Source organism: Parasedimentitalea denitrificans, assembly GCF_011813015.1.
Lineage (GTDB): Bacteria > Pseudomonadota > Alphaproteobacteria > Rhodobacterales > Rhodobacteraceae > Parasedimentitalea > Parasedimentitalea denitrificans.
The window spans coordinates 185,369-201,525 of the sequence record NZ_QHLQ01000001.1 but is presented as its reverse complement, the minus strand read 5'-3'; the positions used below and the strand labels follow the sequence as shown (position 1 = coordinate 201,525).

The 16,157-nt window shown below is 55.2% G+C and carries 15 protein-coding genes; 7 read left to right on the top strand and 8 right to left on the bottom strand.

Annotated elements, in window-relative coordinates:
- The first annotated feature begins 7 nt into the window (after positions 1-7).
- The 3 genes from DL239_RS00965 to DL239_RS00955 all read left to right on the top strand — a co-directional run bounded on the left by DL239_RS00965 (position 8) and on the right by DL239_RS00955 (position 3,645).
- On the top strand, positions 8-790 hold the full coding sequence (locus tag DL239_RS00965) for a DUF2182 domain-containing protein (RefSeq protein ID WP_369410519.1): 783 nt from the start codon (positions 8-10) through the stop codon (positions 788-790).
- A gap of 75 nt (positions 791-865) precedes the next feature.
- Positions 866-1,198, top strand: a complete 333-nt coding sequence (locus tag DL239_RS00960; RefSeq protein ID WP_167681324.1) for a GYD domain-containing protein — start codon at positions 866-868, stop codon at positions 1,196-1,198.
- Positions 1,199-1,455: 257 nt separating this feature from the next.
- Entirely contained in the window at positions 1,456-3,645 is a 2,190-nt protein-coding gene (locus DL239_RS00955; RefSeq protein ID WP_206188295.1) for a DEAD/DEAH box helicase, read from the top strand.
- Positions 3,646-3,795: 150 nt separating this feature from the next.
- Here the strand turns inward: DL239_RS00955 and DL239_RS00950 are convergent, their stop codons facing one another.
- Genes DL239_RS00950 through DL239_RS00940 form a run of 3 tightly spaced genes read right to left on the bottom strand, consistent with a single transcriptional unit; the run spans position 3,796 to position 5,683 of the window.
- Positions 3,796-4,110 carry a potassium channel family protein gene (locus DL239_RS00950; protein WP_167681322.1) on the bottom strand — a complete coding sequence of 105 codons (315 nt, stop codon included), beginning with the start codon at positions 4,108-4,110 and terminating at the stop codon, positions 3,796-3,798.
- 9 nt (positions 4,111-4,119) lie between these two features.
- On the bottom strand, positions 4,120-5,349 hold the full coding sequence (locus tag DL239_RS00945; protein ID WP_167681320.1) for an HlyD family secretion protein: 1,230 nt from the start codon (positions 5,347-5,349) through the stop codon (positions 4,120-4,122).
- The gene (locus tag DL239_RS00940) at positions 5,342-5,683 is read right to left on the bottom strand and encodes a hypothetical protein (protein WP_167681318.1); all 342 of its coding nucleotides are present in this window, start codon (positions 5,681-5,683) and stop codon (positions 5,342-5,344) included. Before DL239_RS00940 ends, DL239_RS00945 begins: the two co-directional genes overlap by 8 nt.
- A gap of 233 nt (positions 5,684-5,916) precedes the next feature.
- Here DL239_RS00940 and DL239_RS00935 point away from each other — a divergent pair, with 233 nt between their 5' ends.
- Positions 5,917-7,320, top strand: coding sequence for an alpha/beta fold hydrolase (locus DL239_RS00935; protein ID WP_167681316.1), 1,404 nt, complete (start codon positions 5,917-5,919; stop codon positions 7,318-7,320).
- A 146-nt stretch (positions 7,321-7,466) separates the two neighbouring features.
- On the opposite strand, the gene DL239_RS00930 is transcribed toward DL239_RS00935, so the two are convergent.
- On the bottom strand, positions 7,467-9,359 hold the full coding sequence (locus DL239_RS00930; protein WP_167681314.1) for an amidohydrolase: 1,893 nt from the start codon (positions 9,357-9,359) through the stop codon (positions 7,467-7,469).
- 249 nt (positions 9,360-9,608) lie between these two features.
- Complete coding sequence (locus DL239_RS00925) at positions 9,609-10,178, bottom strand: TetR/AcrR family transcriptional regulator (RefSeq protein WP_167681312.1); 570 nt, start codon at positions 10,176-10,178, stop codon at positions 9,609-9,611.
- Between the two features lie 124 nt (positions 10,179-10,302).
- Here DL239_RS00925 and DL239_RS00920 point away from each other — a divergent pair, with 124 nt between their 5' ends.
- On the top strand, positions 10,303-11,037 hold the full coding sequence (locus DL239_RS00920; protein WP_167681310.1) for a hypothetical protein: 735 nt from the start codon (positions 10,303-10,305) through the stop codon (positions 11,035-11,037).
- Between the two features lie 81 nt (positions 11,038-11,118).
- Here DL239_RS00920 and DL239_RS00915 read toward each other — a convergent pair whose 3' ends face one another.
- Entirely contained in the window at positions 11,119-11,751 is a 633-nt protein-coding gene (locus DL239_RS00915) for a DnaJ domain-containing protein (RefSeq protein WP_167681308.1), read from the bottom strand.
- Between the two features lie 105 nt (positions 11,752-11,856).
- Here DL239_RS00915 and DL239_RS00910 point away from each other — a divergent pair, with 105 nt between their 5' ends.
- Positions 11,857-12,111: a BolA family protein gene (locus DL239_RS00910; RefSeq protein ID WP_167681306.1), complete on the top strand. Its 255-nt coding sequence runs from the start codon at positions 11,857-11,859 to the stop codon at positions 12,109-12,111.
- Positions 12,112-12,255: 144 nt separating this feature from the next.
- Here the strand turns inward: DL239_RS00910 and DL239_RS00905 are convergent, their stop codons facing one another.
- A complete protein-coding gene (locus DL239_RS00905; RefSeq protein WP_167681304.1) occupies positions 12,256-12,726 on the bottom strand; it encodes a DUF4177 domain-containing protein in 471 nt (156 codons plus the stop codon).
- Positions 12,727-12,910: 184 nt separating this feature from the next.
- Between DL239_RS00905 and DL239_RS21585 the strand changes: the two genes are divergently transcribed.
- Positions 12,911-14,749, top strand: coding sequence for an amidohydrolase family protein (locus tag DL239_RS21585; RefSeq protein WP_369410518.1), 1,839 nt, complete (start codon positions 12,911-12,913; stop codon positions 14,747-14,749).
- A 139-nt stretch (positions 14,750-14,888) separates the two neighbouring features.
- On the opposite strand, the gene pepT is transcribed toward DL239_RS21585, so the two are convergent.
- A complete protein-coding gene (pepT, locus tag DL239_RS00895; protein ID WP_167681299.1) occupies positions 14,889-16,127 on the bottom strand; it encodes a peptidase T in 1,239 nt (412 codons plus the stop codon).
- Positions 16,128-16,157 lie beyond the last annotated feature (30 nt).

The window sequence follows — 16,157 nt, the reverse complement described above, 5'->3', positions numbered from 1 at the left end:
AATTGAAGTGGGGCAGTTGAAGCAGCCACTGGCACGAGGTCCGGTGGAACGTTTAGCGCGCAGAGATGGCTGGATTGTTGCGCTGGCTGCGCTGTCGATCACTGTCATGGCCGCCTGGTATACATTCGCTGGAGCCGGTCTTTCGATGGTGATGAACCCCGTTTGGACGCCGGGGTATGCTGGGCTGAACTTTGCCATGTGGTGGGCGATGATGATCGCCATGATGACCCCCAGTGCAGCACCGATGTTGCTCTTGTATACGTCAGTTAAACGGATGGGGCCTGATGCCAACCGGGTCGTGATGCTCAGCTTGTTGTTTTTGGCTGGGTATTTGCTGGCTTGGGGGGGCTTTAGCCTGGTCGCAACCTTTGCGCAGTGGCAGGTTGAAACCCTTGGCCTTTCGATGGGCGCAATGATGCCAATCAAGTCCGGGGCGCTTGCTGGCGCGGTACTGCTTTTGGCTGGATTGTACCAACTGACAGGAGTGAAGGATGCCTGCCTTTCGCATTGCCGCTCTCCCGGTGAGTTTTTGGTGCAGCACCGTCGACCCGGAGCATTCGGCGCACTTCGGTTGGGCGTGATCCACGGGGGGTATTGTCTGGGATGCTGTTGGGCGTTGATGGCGCTGTTGTTTGTTGGCGGCATCATGAATGTCTACTGGATCGTCGGGCTGGCGCTGTATGTTCTGGCCGAAAAGGCCGTGCCCAACATGCACAAGTTATCTGGCGTGACAGGCGGTGTGTTGATCGCCTGTGGCGCATATTTCCTGATCTCAGCCCTGACCAATTAGTCACTGGTAGAGCTTGACCTCGGACCATGATGTCTGGGGATGTTCTAACTATTTAACCCGTCACCGGAGGTAACCATGGCACTATTTATAACCTACGCAAGCTATTCGCAGGCTGGAATCAAAGGCTTGTTATCCAAGCCGGAAGACAGAACTGGGGCAATTCAAAAACTGCTAGACAGTGTTGGTGGCAAAGTCGTGGCCATCTATAACACCACCGGCACTAATGACATTGTTCTGGTGTCCGAAGCTCCGGATGGGTCTGATGCCGTTGCATTGGCTATGGCAGTGTCGGCGTCTGGCGCGATTTCCAAAGCTGAAACAGTGCGTGCCTGGACCAGTGATGATTTTGAATCGGTCATCAAGAAAGCAGCGGGCCTGACAGGGGCCTATGCCCCGCCCGGATCCTGAGAACAGTTTGGGTCGCTTGGAAAATAGCGGCCCTCACACCTGGCGGTTAATCGAAGTTGAATTAGCTGGCCTACCTAAGGCAGAATTTTGCTTGCCGCTGAGCGCATAGCTGCCTCAACAACAGAACATCTATACTTTTGCTCTGAAACCTATTACATGCCCCCAATCGGGTCACGTGGGCCCCGCCCACCGTGATGGTGGTGCCGTCAAAATTCCGGGCTGGCTGTCCCAATTGCCGTGCCCTGCAGCAAGCGAAAATGAATATCGTGAAAACAGCACTCGCAGATGCGCTTCAGGCGCGCGGTTATGAATCTCTGACCCAGGTCCAGCAAGAGGTCAGCAATCCTGAACTCGAACAGTCGGATCTTTTGGTTTCGGCCCAGACCGGCTCAGGTAAAACAGTAGGCTTTGGGTTGGCAATGGCACCGACCTTGCTAGGTGACGAAGAGGGCTTTGGCCGTGCCGCTGCCCCCTTGGCGTTGGTGATCGCACCAACCCGCGAACTAGCCATGCAGGTCAAGCGCGAGCTGGGCTGGCTTTATGCTGGCGCTGGCGCTCATCTGGCCTCGACCGTTGGTGGCATGGACATGCGTGATGAGCGTCGCGCGTTGGATCGCGGCACGCATATCGTCGTGGCTACGCCGGGCCGTTTGCGCGACCACATCATGCGCGGGACAATCGATCTGTCCGAAGTTCGCGCCGTGGTGCTGGACGAAGCCGACGAAATGCTCGACCTTGGTTTCCGCGAAGATCTGGAATTCATTCTGGGCGAAACACCAGAAACTCGCCGTACCCTGATGTTCTCGGCCACTGTGCCAAAGGGCATCGCGCGTCTGGCTGAAACCTATCTGAAAGATCACCAGCGGATCACCACGGTTGCCGAGAAATCGCAGCACGCGGACATCGACTATCAATTGTTGGCTGTGTCTCAGCGCGATAGCGAAAACGCGATCATCAACGTCCTGCGTTTCCACGAGGCCCCTAATGCGCTGGTGTTCTGTAATACCCGTGCCATGGTGAACCGACTGACCACTCGTCTGTCAAACCGGGGTTTCTCGGTTGTGGCCCTATCGGGCGAGCTGTCACAGGCCGAGCGTTCCAACGCGTTGCAGTCACTGCGCGATGGTCGTGCAAGTGTCTGTGTTGCGACTGACGTTGCTGCGCGTGGTATCGACTTGCCCAAACTGGATCTGGTGATCCACGCTGAACTGCCAAACAGCCACGAAACACTGCTGCACCGCTCGGGCCGGACCGGCCGGGCAGGGCGCCATGGTGTTTCTGCACTGATCGTGCCGCCCAAGTCGCGCGGCAAGGCGATGCGCCTGCTGCGTTCGGCCAAACTGACAGCGGATGAGCTGAACGCACCAAGTGCCGACGCCGTGCGTGCCCAGGACGAAGCCCGTATGCTGGGTGATGCTGCTTGGAACGAGGCCGTGACTGAAGCAGAAGCCACACCAGTTGCAAACTTGATGGATAAGTTCTCGGCAGAGCAACTGGCAGCAGCCTATCTGCGCCTGTTCCACTCGCGCCATACCGCACCCGAGGAGTTGAGTGATCCGGGTCAGGACCGCGGCGCCCGCAAAGAGCGCGAGCCATTTGGCCCGTCGGTCTGGTTCTCGATTTCTGGAGGCCGTGATGCTGGTGCAGAACCTCGTCGCTTGCTGCCAATGCTGTGCAAGGCTGGTAACCTGTCAAAAGACGACCTAGGTGCGATCCGGGTGCAGAACACAGAAAGCTTTGTTGAGCTGCGTCAAAGCAGTGTTGACGGCTTCCTCAAGGCTTTGGGCGGTGATCAGGTCGAAGGCTCCAAGGTGACCAAGCTGGACAAGGCGCCAGATATCGCCAATTCGCCACGCCCCAAGTTTGAGGGCAAAGGCCCGCGCCGCGATGACCGTGGTGATCGCAAACCCCGCGGCCCGCGCGAAGACCGTGGCCCCCGTGATGATTACAAAGCACGCGGCCCACGTGAAGACCGCAAACCCCGCGAAGATCGCAAGCCGCGTGACGACTATAAGTCGCGCGAAGATCGCAAACCTCGTGATGACTATAAGCCACGTGAAGACCGCAAACCGCGGGACGATATGGGCAAAAAGGGTAGCGGCAAATACGGCGGCAAGCCATCAACCCCACCAACAGATTGGAACGACGCACCCGCGCCACGCTCCAAAAAGCCCAAAGGCGCGGCCAGCAAGGCGGCACGTAACCCGTCAGAGCGCATGGCCCGTCCGGGTGAAGAGCACGTCACACCGCTAAAGCGTCGCAAGTCCGGCGATAGCAAACCCTATGCGGGTAAAACGCGCAGCGACGGCGAACGTAAAAAAGGCCCACCACCCCCGAAGGGTCGGCCTGACAGCAAAAAGAACCGCGCCCGCGCTGCTGCAGCCAAGGGTGGCGCTGCCAAAGGCGGCGGTGCTTATCCCAAGTCGAAGCCCCGCAAAGGCAACTGATTAAAAAGGGCGGTCCATCGGGCCGCCCTTTTTAATTAGAGTAGAAGCAGATTCCTACGACCTTGATCAGGTCAAGAAAGCGCGCCCAAATAGCTGTCTGTGAAGCTGCAATATGAACAGCCTGTTAGGTGCCGACCCAGGGGGCAGCAGTTACAGGAAGACATTAAAGGCCTTTTCAACCGCATAGACACCTGCACCGACGAAAATTCCTGTGAACAACAGGCCTAAGAATGCATTCAGGACCGCAAGAAATTTGGAAACACCCCGGGTAGGGCGGAAATCACCATACCCTACGGTCGTTGCGTTGATAAAGGCGTGATACAGTGCGTCACTTCGCTTCCAACCCTCGATGCGGCCAACCAGCAATCCATTGGCGGTGATAAGTGCTATCAGCACCAAGACAATGGGCCCGAGCCGCAGCAATACATCCGCGAAGGTTGTGAAAAAGGTCCAAGTATAGATCATACTTTCTGGTTATCCCGCAAACACCAGCGCCTTAACCGGCAGTAGAATGGTCTGAGCACGCATAACGATGGCGTTTGCAATTCCCATTCCATCAACCAGACGCGCGACAAAGGCCGAGAACCCGGTAATCTCTCCGGCTTCGATCTCTTTGGCCCGACTGGTATAAGCCACACCCACACAAGAGCTCCCAAGCGGCACCTCTTCCAGATGTTTCGGGTAAATTGGTGCGAGAAATGCCGTTATTGTCCCCGGGCGCCGTCGGTCTTGTTGGTCTAACAGCACATCACCCGGCCGGAACTGACCAGCGGCGATAACACTCTGTACGTCCTCTACGATCATCGGAATCACAGTCAGCGGTTTTGATGCACAGGTGATTTCGACCAACATGCCCTTCTTTACGACGCTGGCGGAAATCTGACCAAAGGCTGCAATGAAATGTCCTTCACCTGTCACTTTGGGCACCAAAATGCCGGCGGGTCGGAGGATGGGATTCACGATATCCCCGGTCTTCAGTAGAAACTGCTTCATAGTGCCGTCTACCTCTGCATAGACAGTTGATTTTGCGATTTCGGCCTCTGCTTCGTTCAACATCGCGCGCGCACTTTCCCGCTGGCTTGGGATGACACCGCTCTGCTGGAGCTTGGTGCCTTCCAAAGTGGACTGTGCACTGTCCCGCTGGCTCTCGGCGCGGTCCACGGTTGTTTCTAGGCGCGCCAACTCTTGTTCGCTAACCACCGCAGTGTTGCGTTCGGCAACCGCCCGGCGACGTTCCAGATCATCGCGCGCCTGTGCCAAGTCGGCCTCGGCGGCGGCAACCAAAGCGGTGGCTGTTGCGATTTGTGTCTCTGCTAGCGCCATGGCCGCGTCGAGTTCATCAATCCTACGTCGCGCTGTTTCAGCGGCGGCCTCCTGGCGGGTTGTATCAAGTCGAAAGATGGCATCGCCTGCCTTAACGTCGGCGTTGTTGGAAACGTAGACTTCTGCAACGCGGCCAGCCCTGTCAGACAGCACAGTAACAGTTCGAAACGCTGCTGATACATTGCGGGTTGTCGGGTGGTAGTAAAAAATGACCGTGAGCAGTGTAATCGCCAAGATTGCGCAGGCAGTTAGTCCCCAGCGCAGTTCATACCAAACGTTGAACAGCGTGATCTCATGCCCAAGCCTCTTACCTTGTTTGTAATGGCGGTAAAGATAGTCGGGTAAAATCGTTATCAGGGCTGAAAATATGAGCTCAAGCATCGGTGCTCTCCGATTTGTCGAGCATCGATTTTATCGATGGGAAAACTTCATGCAACGGCACTGCTGCAATCAAAATTGCGGCAATCCAGAATGCATTGTTCAATGTGAAAAGTGAGATCAGCCCCAGCACACTGACCAATTGCATCTGCACCTTGTGGGCGCCTGTGGCCATTCGGTCAGGAATGGCTTGAATCGTAAAATAGAGCGCCCCAAAGCCAAGCAGGACAGCGACTAGGACAAGCCCGATAACAATTAAAAAACCATCGGTTTGACCTGGTGGTGTTACCCAAAATGGTAATCGGTTCAGTACGTCGTCTGAATAAAGGCTGTCCATGAAACACTCCAATTAATCGTTATGCCCTTCAGCTTAAGCAGAAATTGGCGACAATCAACAATTCCGAAACTGGACTGACCACTGGCTGCAATGCCATCTGGGTTGCACATTGTCCAAATGAGGCACTTTTCTTTGTCGTTGCGGGGGCAAAGGGGCCCGGAATGGGAACGCCCAACCCTCCCTTGCTTTCCGTTCCAACCGATGCATTTTCACTAGGAAACTGGAGACTCCCTATGGAACGCCGTTTAGCTGCTGTTTTGGTCGCCGATATGGTTGGCTACTCACGTCTGATGGAACACGACGAAGGTGGGGTTCTTGAACGACAGAAAACGCACCGGTTGCAATTGATTGATCCAGCGATTTCACGTCATCGGGGACGCATAGTCAAAACAACTGGCGACGGGATGTTGGCCGAGTTTTCGTCAGCCCAAGATGCAGTGCGCTGTGCTATTGGCATTCAGTCGGAGATGACGCATCGGGAAACGGAAATGAAAGAACAGCAGCGGATAAAATACAGGGTTGGCATCAATCTGGGGGACGTCGTCTTCGACGAGGATGATATTTTCGGTGACGGCGTAAACGTGGCTGCGCGCCTAGAGGGACTGGCAGAGCCGGGCGGAGTGTGCATTTCCGATATTGTTCACCAGGCCGTAAATGACCAGAACCAAAGGTTCTTTCGCGACATGGGGGGGCAAAGGGTCAAAAATATCTCGCGCACAATTAGGGTTTGGCAGTGGACACCTGATGCACCAGATGAGCGCACAAAGCCCGAACTGGCGCTGCAACAGCATGTGCAATATTGCTGTTCAGAAGACGGAACAAAGATCGCATGGGCGGACGTCGGCGAAGGCCCACCGGTTTTTAAGGCACCCAATTATCTCAATCACATTGAATACGAATGGGGCAATCCAATTTGGGGGCCGTTTCTGGCCGAGTTCGCGCGAGCAAACCGGTTGGTTCGCTTTGATCAACGCGGAAATGGGTTGTCAGACTGGGACGTCGATACGATTTCATTTGATGCAATGACCCAGGATATGGAGGCCGTTGTAGCAGCATCTGGCCTTGACCGGTTTGCACTCTTTGGCGTCAGTCAGGGGGCGGGGTTCTCCATTCGCTATGCGGCCAAGCATCCAAATAGAGTTTCCTGTCTTGTCCTGTTGGGCGGTTTTGGCCGCGGAGAGGCAAAGCGCAACAATCCGGAGCATGATGCTTTTTGGAAAACAGCGCGTGTTATGTTTCGCGAAGGTTGGGGATCGACCAACCCTGTCTATCGCCAATTCTTCGCATCTGGCTTTGCCCCTGATGCCACAAAAGACATTCGCGATAGTTTTGACGAACTTCAAAGAATTAGCAGCTCTCCGCAAAACGCGATGCGTATCAAAGAGATGAACGGTCAAATGGACATTCTCGAAATAGCGGAACAGATCGATATCCCAACACTGATCCTTCACATCGAAGGTGATCAGGTCGTGCCGATTGAGGAGGGGATACTACTTGCCCGTGCAATCCCAGGAGCGCGATTTATCAAACTTTCAGGAAATAACCACGTTGCCCTAGAGGGCGAGCCCTGCTTCAACCTGTTTTTCGAGGAAGTTCACGCGTTCATCGCAGAACATGCGAACGTGCCTGTTTTCTGATCCGAAGCTCGCCTGATGATGTTAACGGCACGCATAAAATCATGACTGTCTGCTTGCACAAGTTAAAGGGCGGTCCAGTCGACCGCCCCTTGTTGCTTTTTGGTGTGGTTGCCGCTTTAGGCGTTCAGCAACGGCGTAGCTTATTGCTACCCGTGGGAATGAACCGATCGAATAGCATGCTCAATTGCGGCTTTGGCAAATTCTGACCCGTCAATGCCAAGCGGAGTAGGACGCAGCGATGCCTCTTGTTCATCCTGTCCAACCTGAATTTTCCGACCTTCCATAACTGTACCCCAGACGCCTACGTTCTTGATTTCGACGGGATCAACGGTCAGGGGGTTGTCGTCCAGAATTGTAAAGTTCGCGAGCTTGCCAACCTCAATACTGCCCCGTTCGTGCTCCAGTCTGTGTGAATAGGCCGCATCAAGGGTCACACCGCGCAGGGCGCCCTCGCGCGAGACACGTTGACCTTCACCGGCAACCCGTCCGGAGCTGGTGATCCGATTGACCGCACACCACATCAAGAACAATGGGTCGGCGGGGGCCATTGGCATGTCGGAATGCAGCGAATAAGAGATACCAGCACGCTCGACATCACCCAGACGCACCATCTGATCTGCACGTTCTGGCCCAAGCCCCGTTTCGCTGTACTGATCCGACAAAGCGGTCACATAATATGGGTTTGCGCTCACAATGGCGCCAAGCTGTTTGATGCGATCCACCTGATCCGCTGCGCTGACCGCAAAGTGGATAATTGTCGTCCGGTGGTCGGAACGTGGATTACGTTTCAGGTTGGTTTCAAGACTATTCAAAACGCGATCCAGCCCTGCATCGCCGTTTACGTGAATGTGGATTTGATATCCTGCGTCCCAGTAAATGCGGAAAGACCGCTCAAATAGGTCCTCATCCATCATCCACTCGCCGTGATAATCACCGATGTAGGGATCTCGCAGTTGCATCGCGAGCGAATAGATCGCCCCGTCTGCAAACAGCTTTACAGATCCTTCTGCAAAGTGGGTCATCCCGTTGTACCAGCTTTCCAGCTTCTCGGTTTCGGCAATGACTTCTGCATCATCCGCATAAGTCTCCGCCAAGGTCTTCCCGTCGGCCATAAACGACCAGCGGAATGGCATAGACGAGTCGGACATGACTGAATTCACCGCGTCCTGTACCGGTTTGGCCAAGATCCCACCGGGTTCGTTGCCAAAGGTGATCCCCTTTGCGTGCATGTAATTGCGCATCACAATCGCGCCTTCTTGGAACTTGTCAGGGTTGGCAACCATGGGGGCAATGTGGGGTAGGACTGAGAACATGCCTTGCTCCCAAAAATGACCCTCTTCAAAGTTGGATTGTTCTTTGGCGGATTTGCTCCACCCATCCATAATCTCTTGAGTGATGCCTGCTTGATTAAGGGCGAATGAGTTCATCACAAATTCATGGCATGACCGCAGCCAGATGACGACGGGGCGGGTAGAGCTGATTTCGTCCAGATCGCTGCGGGTAAGCGGGCCATAAAATGCGGCATGATAGCCCCAGCTGAACAACACGGCCTCGGGTGTTTCAAGTTTTGCTTCGGCGGCCATCAGGCGCTCCACAAAATCAGCTTTGTCTTTCAGCGCTGGAACAGTCCCCGTGGGCAGTTCCCAGTCTTCGATCGACAGGATTTCAGACGACATCGACAGGGACGCAAGTAGTGGGTGCGCGTGCTGGGCGATAAAGCCCGGAACAACCACCTTGTCCTGGAAGGTTGTATCCATCTGATAGGCACGATCACCAACAGCGGCCTTTACCTCGTCCAGAGTGCCACAGGCCAGAATGCGGTCGTTTACAACTGCAACAGCAGAGGCTGTTGGCTGTGACGGGTCAAGCGTGACGATCTCGCGGGCGGAATAGATCGTTATAGTGGCATCCATGACCAACAGTTTGCCTAGGTCAGAAAGAGAAGATGTCTTTGCCAAAGCAACTGCGGCAGGCGAGATCAGAAAACTCGCGCTCAATAGTCCAGTTCGTAGGAAGTTTCTGCGATTGAAATTGCTCATTACAATATCCTCTGACTTGAAATTACACATCCAAAGTGAGGGTAAGTTGAGTCGATTTCCAGAGGTGAAACGTACTTTGCGTTTGGTGAGCCAACGAAAAGGGCAAGAGACTAGGCCATTTATCGCCTTTTAATCGAGAACCGGCAATTGTCCGCTTCTTTGCTTTTATACCTGCCAATTAAGTGAAAACTCTCGGTGCGGCCCAAGCTGTTCTGACTTCAGCAGGGCGTCGCGTGCACACCGGGCCGCTTAACTCAGCAAGTACAAAGCCTGCGCAACAATGGCGTCCTTTTCTTCGTCACTTGGTGAGACAATCCCATAGATCGAAAGCCCGCTATCAAGTGTCGACAACAGATTGGCGAGCGCTTCGATGTCTTTGTCCGGCCCGATTTCTCCATCTTCCTGAGCCACTTGAAGGTTCATCAGGAACAATGCGCGCGCTCTCTGAATGACCTGACGGGCAGCTTCGAAAGCGGTCGAGGTGATGATGTTCTGCTCGGTCAGAGTGTTGATCAGGAAACACCCATGATAGTCGTCTCCGTAACTCATCTCTTTGAAATAGTTGCGAAGATTGTCCAGCCCATAGGGTTCCATTTTGAGCGTCGCATCATACACGGCAAGCGCGCGTTGCAGGTAGAGTTCCAGAGCCTCCTGAAACAGCCCGTCCTTGCCGCCAAACTCAGCATACAGGCTAAAGCGCTTGATGCCGGTCACTTCGACCAGTTCGGACAGATGCGCCCCTTCGAACCCTTTGGCCCAGAACAAGGTCATCGCCTTCTCCAGAACATCGTCGCGGTTATAGCTTTTGTGTCTTCCCATGCATCCTTTCTGGCGCATCAGAAGCCAAGAAGCAAGCTTTTCCCACCTATCGTTCAGAAAAATATTGACGCGGTTGCTCGTTTCCATTTATTTCCCACCTATCGTTCAGAAAAAGGAATCGACAATGTTCAAATCAATCATCTCCGCCGGCGCTGTGGCGCTTTCCCTTACTGCTCAGATGGCATTTGCCGAGGATAAAACGATCCTCGAAATTGCTTGGTTCAAGCTGGTCCCGGGCACCGAAGAGACACAGATGCTCGAAGGTGCTCAGCATGTTCAGGATAAATTCCTGCCACGCTTTGACGGCCGGATTTACCGCGAGCTCATGGCTGAAGAGGGGGGGGATTACTGGATCGACTCGATCCACTGGCGCTCGGTTGGTGACTTTGCCGAGGCTGCAGCAGAGATCTTGGTCGATCCGGATGGCGCACCGATCATGGAGCTGATTGATATCTCATCTATGGCTTGGTTCCACGCAGACCGCATCCGCCACTGGCAAACCGCAGACATTCCGCAAGGCGATGGATACACCGAGCTTCAGGTATTCCGCCTGATTGAGCCGGGGTCTGAGCTTGAGTTCTTGTATCCGACGACAGAACCAGAGTTCCTGACAGCAGCCGAGGATATCCAGACAGAGCTGGCGGCTCAGCCGGGGTTCACTGACCGTGAATTGTTCCGAACCGGTGATGGCTGGTGGCTGGATCTGGTCCACTGGACAGCAAAGGATGCAGCAGATGCAGCAAAGGCCGCCATCATGGCGGACATGGCGGATATGGAGTCTGCGACGTTCAAGTTCATGACCAAAATCGACCCCAAAAGCGTCAAGACCTTCAACATGAACCAGAAACGCGTTTGGTGAATTCGAACCTGACCGCGTGGTAACACAAGACAACAAAAAGGGCGGCCAAGGCCGCCCTGATTTCAACGCTGTGCAGGAAAATTACTTTTCCTTGAAGCTGCGGCTGTCCTTGATCTGATCCCAGGCCCACATCACCTCTTGCAGCTGCTCTTCCTGGCTACGGTCGCCACCGTTCATATCTGGGTGCAGCACCTTGATCAGCTTCTTATAGGCCTTGCGGATCTCGACCTTGGTCCAACCATCATTGGCCTCCAAAATCTCAATCGCACGACGCTCAGTCGCAGGCAGGCGGCGGCCAGTGCTGCCGTTGTTCTTGCCGGGGTTCTGGGTCGCGTTGGCACCTAGCACCTGATGCGGGTCCTCAATGCCCAAACGGGCCCAGGCGCGCGCTTCGGGGTCGCCAATTGGCCGGGTCTCGCGTTCCCAGACCTTGTCCTTGGACGACTGCGCGTTCAACTCGGCCTCTGTGGTGCCTTCAAAGAAGCTCCACTTGGCATTATACTCACGCACGTGCTCTTGGCAGAACCAAAAGAAATCATCCAGCACATCAGGTGCCTTGGGAGCGCGGAACTTGCCTGACTCCGTACAGCCTTCGTGGTGGCATTCACGGACAGAGGTCTCGGAGGCTCCGGACATGCTTCGCCGCCCGCGCGGGTTCTTTTTCTTTGCGGATCGGACCGACATATCGAAACCGAAAGGATCTGACTTGCTCATGGGGGTGCACCTTCTACGACGCATCTATTCGACTCGGAGCGAACATTCTAATCTACCCAGCGGCAGATAGAAGAGGCTAACGCAAATAATATGGAAAATGTGTCAATGAACGTGAAAGAAGAAATCGAAAGTAGACTAACCGCAGCGTTTGACCCGTCCGAGTTGCAGGTTGTGGATGACAGCGACAGCCATCGCGGCCATGCAGGCCACGACGGCAAAGGCGAAAGCCATTTTAACGTGCGCATTCGGGCGGCTGGCTTTGCGGGCAAGAACCGGGTGCAGCGCCATCGCATGGTACACAAGGCGCTCGGCGAAATCGTGCCGAAAATCCACGCTCTGGCGCTGGATATCGACACCTAAATAGCTCGAAGTTGTTCCTAGTCAGAAAAAATTAGGGCAGTGACCGACCGCGGGCGGAAGCGAAGCGCCCGCCCATGCGGGCGGTCGGGCGCTGCCCGGTGTTCCACTGGGCGTTTTGCTTGCTTTGATTATCAGCCGAGTGGCTTACTCGTCGCTCTGCTGCTTCGCACGGGTTTTCAGGGCCGAGGTCATGCCCGACACCGGGCTCAGCTCTTCCACACCATTGTCCGACAGCATCTCGCGCGCGCCGGGGCCGGGCACCGGCACAGCATCAGGCGAGGCATACGGATCGCCAGCTGTCGCCGTCAGCACAGGTTCCTGCGGCATCTGAACAGGGTCCACAGCAGGGGCAGCGGAAACCTCTTCTTCATCCACGTACTCAACAATCGCGCGTCGGAAAATCATCACATTACGCCAGTTGGTGGTCGACCCAGTCAGGCCCGAGCGCTCCTCGCTCGGCAACAGCTCGGCGCGTTGAAACTCCCAGCCCTCAGACGCCATCTCGTTTAGCAACTGCTCAATCGACACGGCAAAGCGCCCATGCGGAGTTTTCACTCCTTTGGCCTTGGTGCCCTTGGCAGGGGCGGGAACAACCTTGTACTCGAACTGCATCATGATCCGGATCTCTTGTTGGTTACGGGTGTTTAGCAAGAGAGGAAGGAGAGGCCAAGAGACGTAAACCCAGTTGGGGCGGCAAACCTTTGCCAGTGTTGCAATCTTTTGGAGCACCCATCTTGTTCGGTGCACTTTAAAGGTGTTATATTGGCTGTTATAGTTTGTTCTTATGGAGTTTTTTGACGTGCCCAATTTGATTCAAGCAATAACTTCAACAACTGCAGTTGTCGGCCTTATGGTGGCACCAGCACTGGCAGATACGCTTTATTTCAATGGCGAGATCTTGACGATGGATGGACCAGAACCGTCCTACGTCGAGGCGGTGGTTGAAAAAGATGGACGAATTGCCTTTGTCGGAAGCAAATCGGAGGCCCTGATTGCCTATCCCGATGCTGTCCCGCGCGATTTGGAGGGGCAGACCATGTTGCCGGGGTTCCTAGACCCACATGGGCATTTCATGTTTGCGTTGAACATGGTCAATCAGGTCAATGTGGCGATCCCACCGGTTGGAACAGTGACCAAGATCGCTGATCTAGTCGAGAACCTGAAAGCCTTTCAACAGGAAAGAGATATCCAACCAGGGGAATGGATTGTCGGTTGGGGATATGATCAGGACGGTTTGGCCGAAGGCCGCCACATCATCAAGTCAGATCTGGATGCAGCCTTTCCAGATAACAAGATCATGCTCATCCATGTGTCTGGTCACGGAGCGGTGTTGAACTCGGCGGCACTGGATTGGGCAGGGATTGACGCAAGCACAGAAACCCCGGCGGGGGGCATAATCGCGCGAGTGGATGGGTCGAACGAACCTGCGGGCCTGCTCATGGAGACCGCCTATATCCCGGTCTTGGAAAAGCTGCCTCAACCTACTGAGAGCGAAATGCTTGAATTGATGGAAGAGGCGCAAATGATGTATGCCTCCGAGGGCTACACCCACGCGCAGGAAGGGTTCACCTACCTCAAGGATTTGGCTTTCTTGCAGAAGGCGGCAGATGAAGGGCGGATTTTTCTCGACATTGTTTCGCTGCCTGCTTTTGTGGAAGCGCGAGAATTTGTCGGCAATCCGAATTATGTGTTCGGCGAATATAACGGTGGCCTGAAACTGCAGGGGATCAAGTTTACCCAAGATGGCTCTCCACAGGGCAAGACCGCGCATGTGAGCCACCCCTATCTGACCGGTGGTCCCAACGGTGAAGAGGGCTGGACAGGGGAAACCACTCAGCCGCGCGAAGATTTCGAGGCGCAGGTAAAAATGGCGATTGAGGCAGGGTTGCAAGTCTTCGTTCACGCAAATGGAGATGCAACCATTGATCAGGTGATCGAAGCGGTACGCGGGGCTGGTGTCACGGCAGCGGATGATCGTCGCACAATTGTTGTACATTCACAATTTCAGCGACCTGATCAATTGGATGCCTATGTCGAGCTGGGGCTCAGCCCATCCTATTTCACCAACCACACCTTCTTTTGGGGGGATGTGCATGTTCGGAATATTGGACAAGAAGCGGCTGAGTTCATTAGTCCGGTGATGTCATCCAAAGCCAAGGGGTTGACCTATTCCAACCATACGGATTTCAATGTCACGCCTCTGGATCCGATGTTTGTGATGTGGTCTGCGCGGGCGCGGCAAACCCGTTCCGGTGTGATCCTGGGGGCCGATGAACGGGCCGATGCCTATACGGCCCTACAGGGATTGACGACTGGCCCGGCCTGGCAGATCTTTGAAGAGGGTGAAAAGGGTATGATCCGAACCGGGCTAAAGGCCGATTTTGTTGTGCTTTCACAGAATCCGATGACCACAGATATCGACTCGCTGCGGGAAACCGAGGTTATCGAGACTATCAAGGAGGGTCGGGTGATCTACAGTTCCAATCCAAAGCTTGCCAACCCTTCGGCCACCTTTTGCATCGAAAGCGGCGGGGCCTACGACATTCGCGATGGAGAGGGCGGCAAGGTTGGCTATTGTACGCTGGCCGATGGTAGTGAGGTCGATGCCTGGGAATACTACCGCAAAAACGCCGGATAAGGGGCAGGGGACCTAGTGACGCCCGATCGCTCCCTCAAACCAAAGGGGGCTATTCAAAAAAAGGGCGGGGGCTTTGCCCCCCCCACTCGCTTCCAGGTGCTTTTCTCAGGGGTCTTACGAACCGAAAGAATTTACGCCCTTACTTCTCCGCTGCCAGTTGCACAACCGACAGGCACACATCCGTTGCTGTCGCCATGTCCTGCACCGAGATCCATTCTTTGGGGCCGTGAATGCACTGCATACCGGTAAAGATGTTTGGCGTCGGCACGCCGAATTCGGTCAAGCGTGAGCCATCCGTGCCGCCTCGGATCGGGATCGATACCGGCTCGATCCCTTGTGCCTTGGTAGCGGCATGGGCGAGTTTAACCGGGGCCATGTTTTTCTCCAGCCAGTAACGCATGTTACGGTATTGCGGCGTGATCTCGCAGGTGATGCTGGCGCGGGGTTCCGAGGCCTGAACGGCGGCGCAAACCTGACACAGCAACTCGCCCTTGGCCTCTAGCCCTTCCATCTCAAAATCGCGCAGGATGAATTTCAACTTCATCTCGGATGACCCGCCGGTCATGTCGGTGGCGTGGATGAACCCCTCGCGCCCGTCGGTGGTTTCCGGGGTCATTGTGGCTTGCGGCAGCGTCTGCACGATTTTCGAAGCCAGATGGATGGCGTTGACTAGCTTCTCCTTGGCCCAGCCTGGGTGGATCGACACGCCGGTGATGGTGACAACCGCGCCATCGGCCGAGAAGCTCTCGTATTCGATCTCGCCCACGTCGCTGCCGTCCAGCGTATAAGCAAAATCTGCCCCCAGATCCTTGGGCAGTTGCGGGCCAACACCACGGCCGATTTCCTCGTCCGGGGTGAACGCAATGCGGATCGGGCCGCGCTGAATATCGGGGTTGTTCAGCAGGTGGCGCGCCATGGTCATGATGATCGACACGCCCGCCTTGTCATCAGCGCCCAGTAGGGTCGCGCCCGAGGCGGTGATCAGGTCATGCCCCTGTTTGGTGGCCAGATAAGGATGCTCGGTTGGGGAGAGCACGAGTTCGGGATCATCGGGAAAAGTGATATCGCCGCCGTTGTAGCCCTTGATCACGCGGGGTTTAACGCCGGTGGCGTTGAACTGCGGCGCGGTGTCCACATGGGCGAGGAAGCCGATGGTGGGGCCTGGGACAGTGCCGGGAATGGTCGCCAGCACCACGCCATAGTCGGTCAGCGTAACATCCTGCGCGCCAATCTCGTTCAGCTCAGTTTTGAGCAGGTTCAGCATATCGAACTGGATCTCGGTGCTGGGGGCCGAGGGCGAGTCTGCGTCGCTTTGGCTGTCAATCGCCGCATAATGGACAAGGCGATCCTGAAGTTCCTGATTGAAATCGGTAGACATGGTCACTCCTCAAAAATTTTGCCTACAGAA

Coding starts and splice junctions, on each gene's coding strand:
- DL239_RS00915 (WP_167681308.1), bottom strand. CDS start 11,751: ATGAGCAAGTCAGATCCTTTCGGTTTCGATATGTCGGTCCGATCCGCA.
- pepT (WP_167681299.1), bottom strand. CDS start 16,127: ATGTCTACCGATTTCAATCAGGAACTTCAGGATCGCCTTGTCCATTAT.
- DL239_RS00950 (WP_167681322.1), bottom strand. CDS start 4,110: ATGATCTATACTTGGACCTTTTTCACAACCTTCGCGGATGTATTGCTG.
- DL239_RS00935 (WP_167681316.1), top strand. CDS start 5,917: ATGGAACGCCGTTTAGCTGCTGTTTTGGTCGCCGATATGGTTGGCTAC.
- DL239_RS00945 (WP_167681320.1), bottom strand. CDS start 5,349: ATGCTTGAGCTCATATTTTCAGCCCTGATAACGATTTTACCCGACTAT.
- DL239_RS00905 (WP_167681304.1), bottom strand. CDS start 12,726: ATGATGCAGTTCGAGTACAAGGTTGTTCCCGCCCCTGCCAAGGGCACC.
- DL239_RS00960 (WP_167681324.1), top strand. CDS start 866: ATGGCACTATTTATAACCTACGCAAGCTATTCGCAGGCTGGAATCAAA.
- DL239_RS00920 (WP_167681310.1), top strand. CDS start 10,303: ATGTTCAAATCAATCATCTCCGCCGGCGCTGTGGCGCTTTCCCTTACT.
- DL239_RS00930 (WP_167681314.1), bottom strand. CDS start 9,359: ATGAGCAATTTCAATCGCAGAAACTTCCTACGAACTGGACTATTGAGC.
- DL239_RS00910 (WP_167681306.1), top strand. CDS start 11,857: ATGAACGTGAAAGAAGAAATCGAAAGTAGACTAACCGCAGCGTTTGAC.
- DL239_RS00925 (WP_167681312.1), bottom strand. CDS start 10,178: ATGGGAAGACACAAAAGCTATAACCGCGACGATGTTCTGGAGAAGGCG.
- DL239_RS00940 (WP_167681318.1), bottom strand. CDS start 5,683: ATGGACAGCCTTTATTCAGACGACGTACTGAACCGATTACCATTTTGG.
- DL239_RS00955 (WP_206188295.1), top strand. CDS start 1,456: ATGAATATCGTGAAAACAGCACTCGCAGATGCGCTTCAGGCGCGCGGT.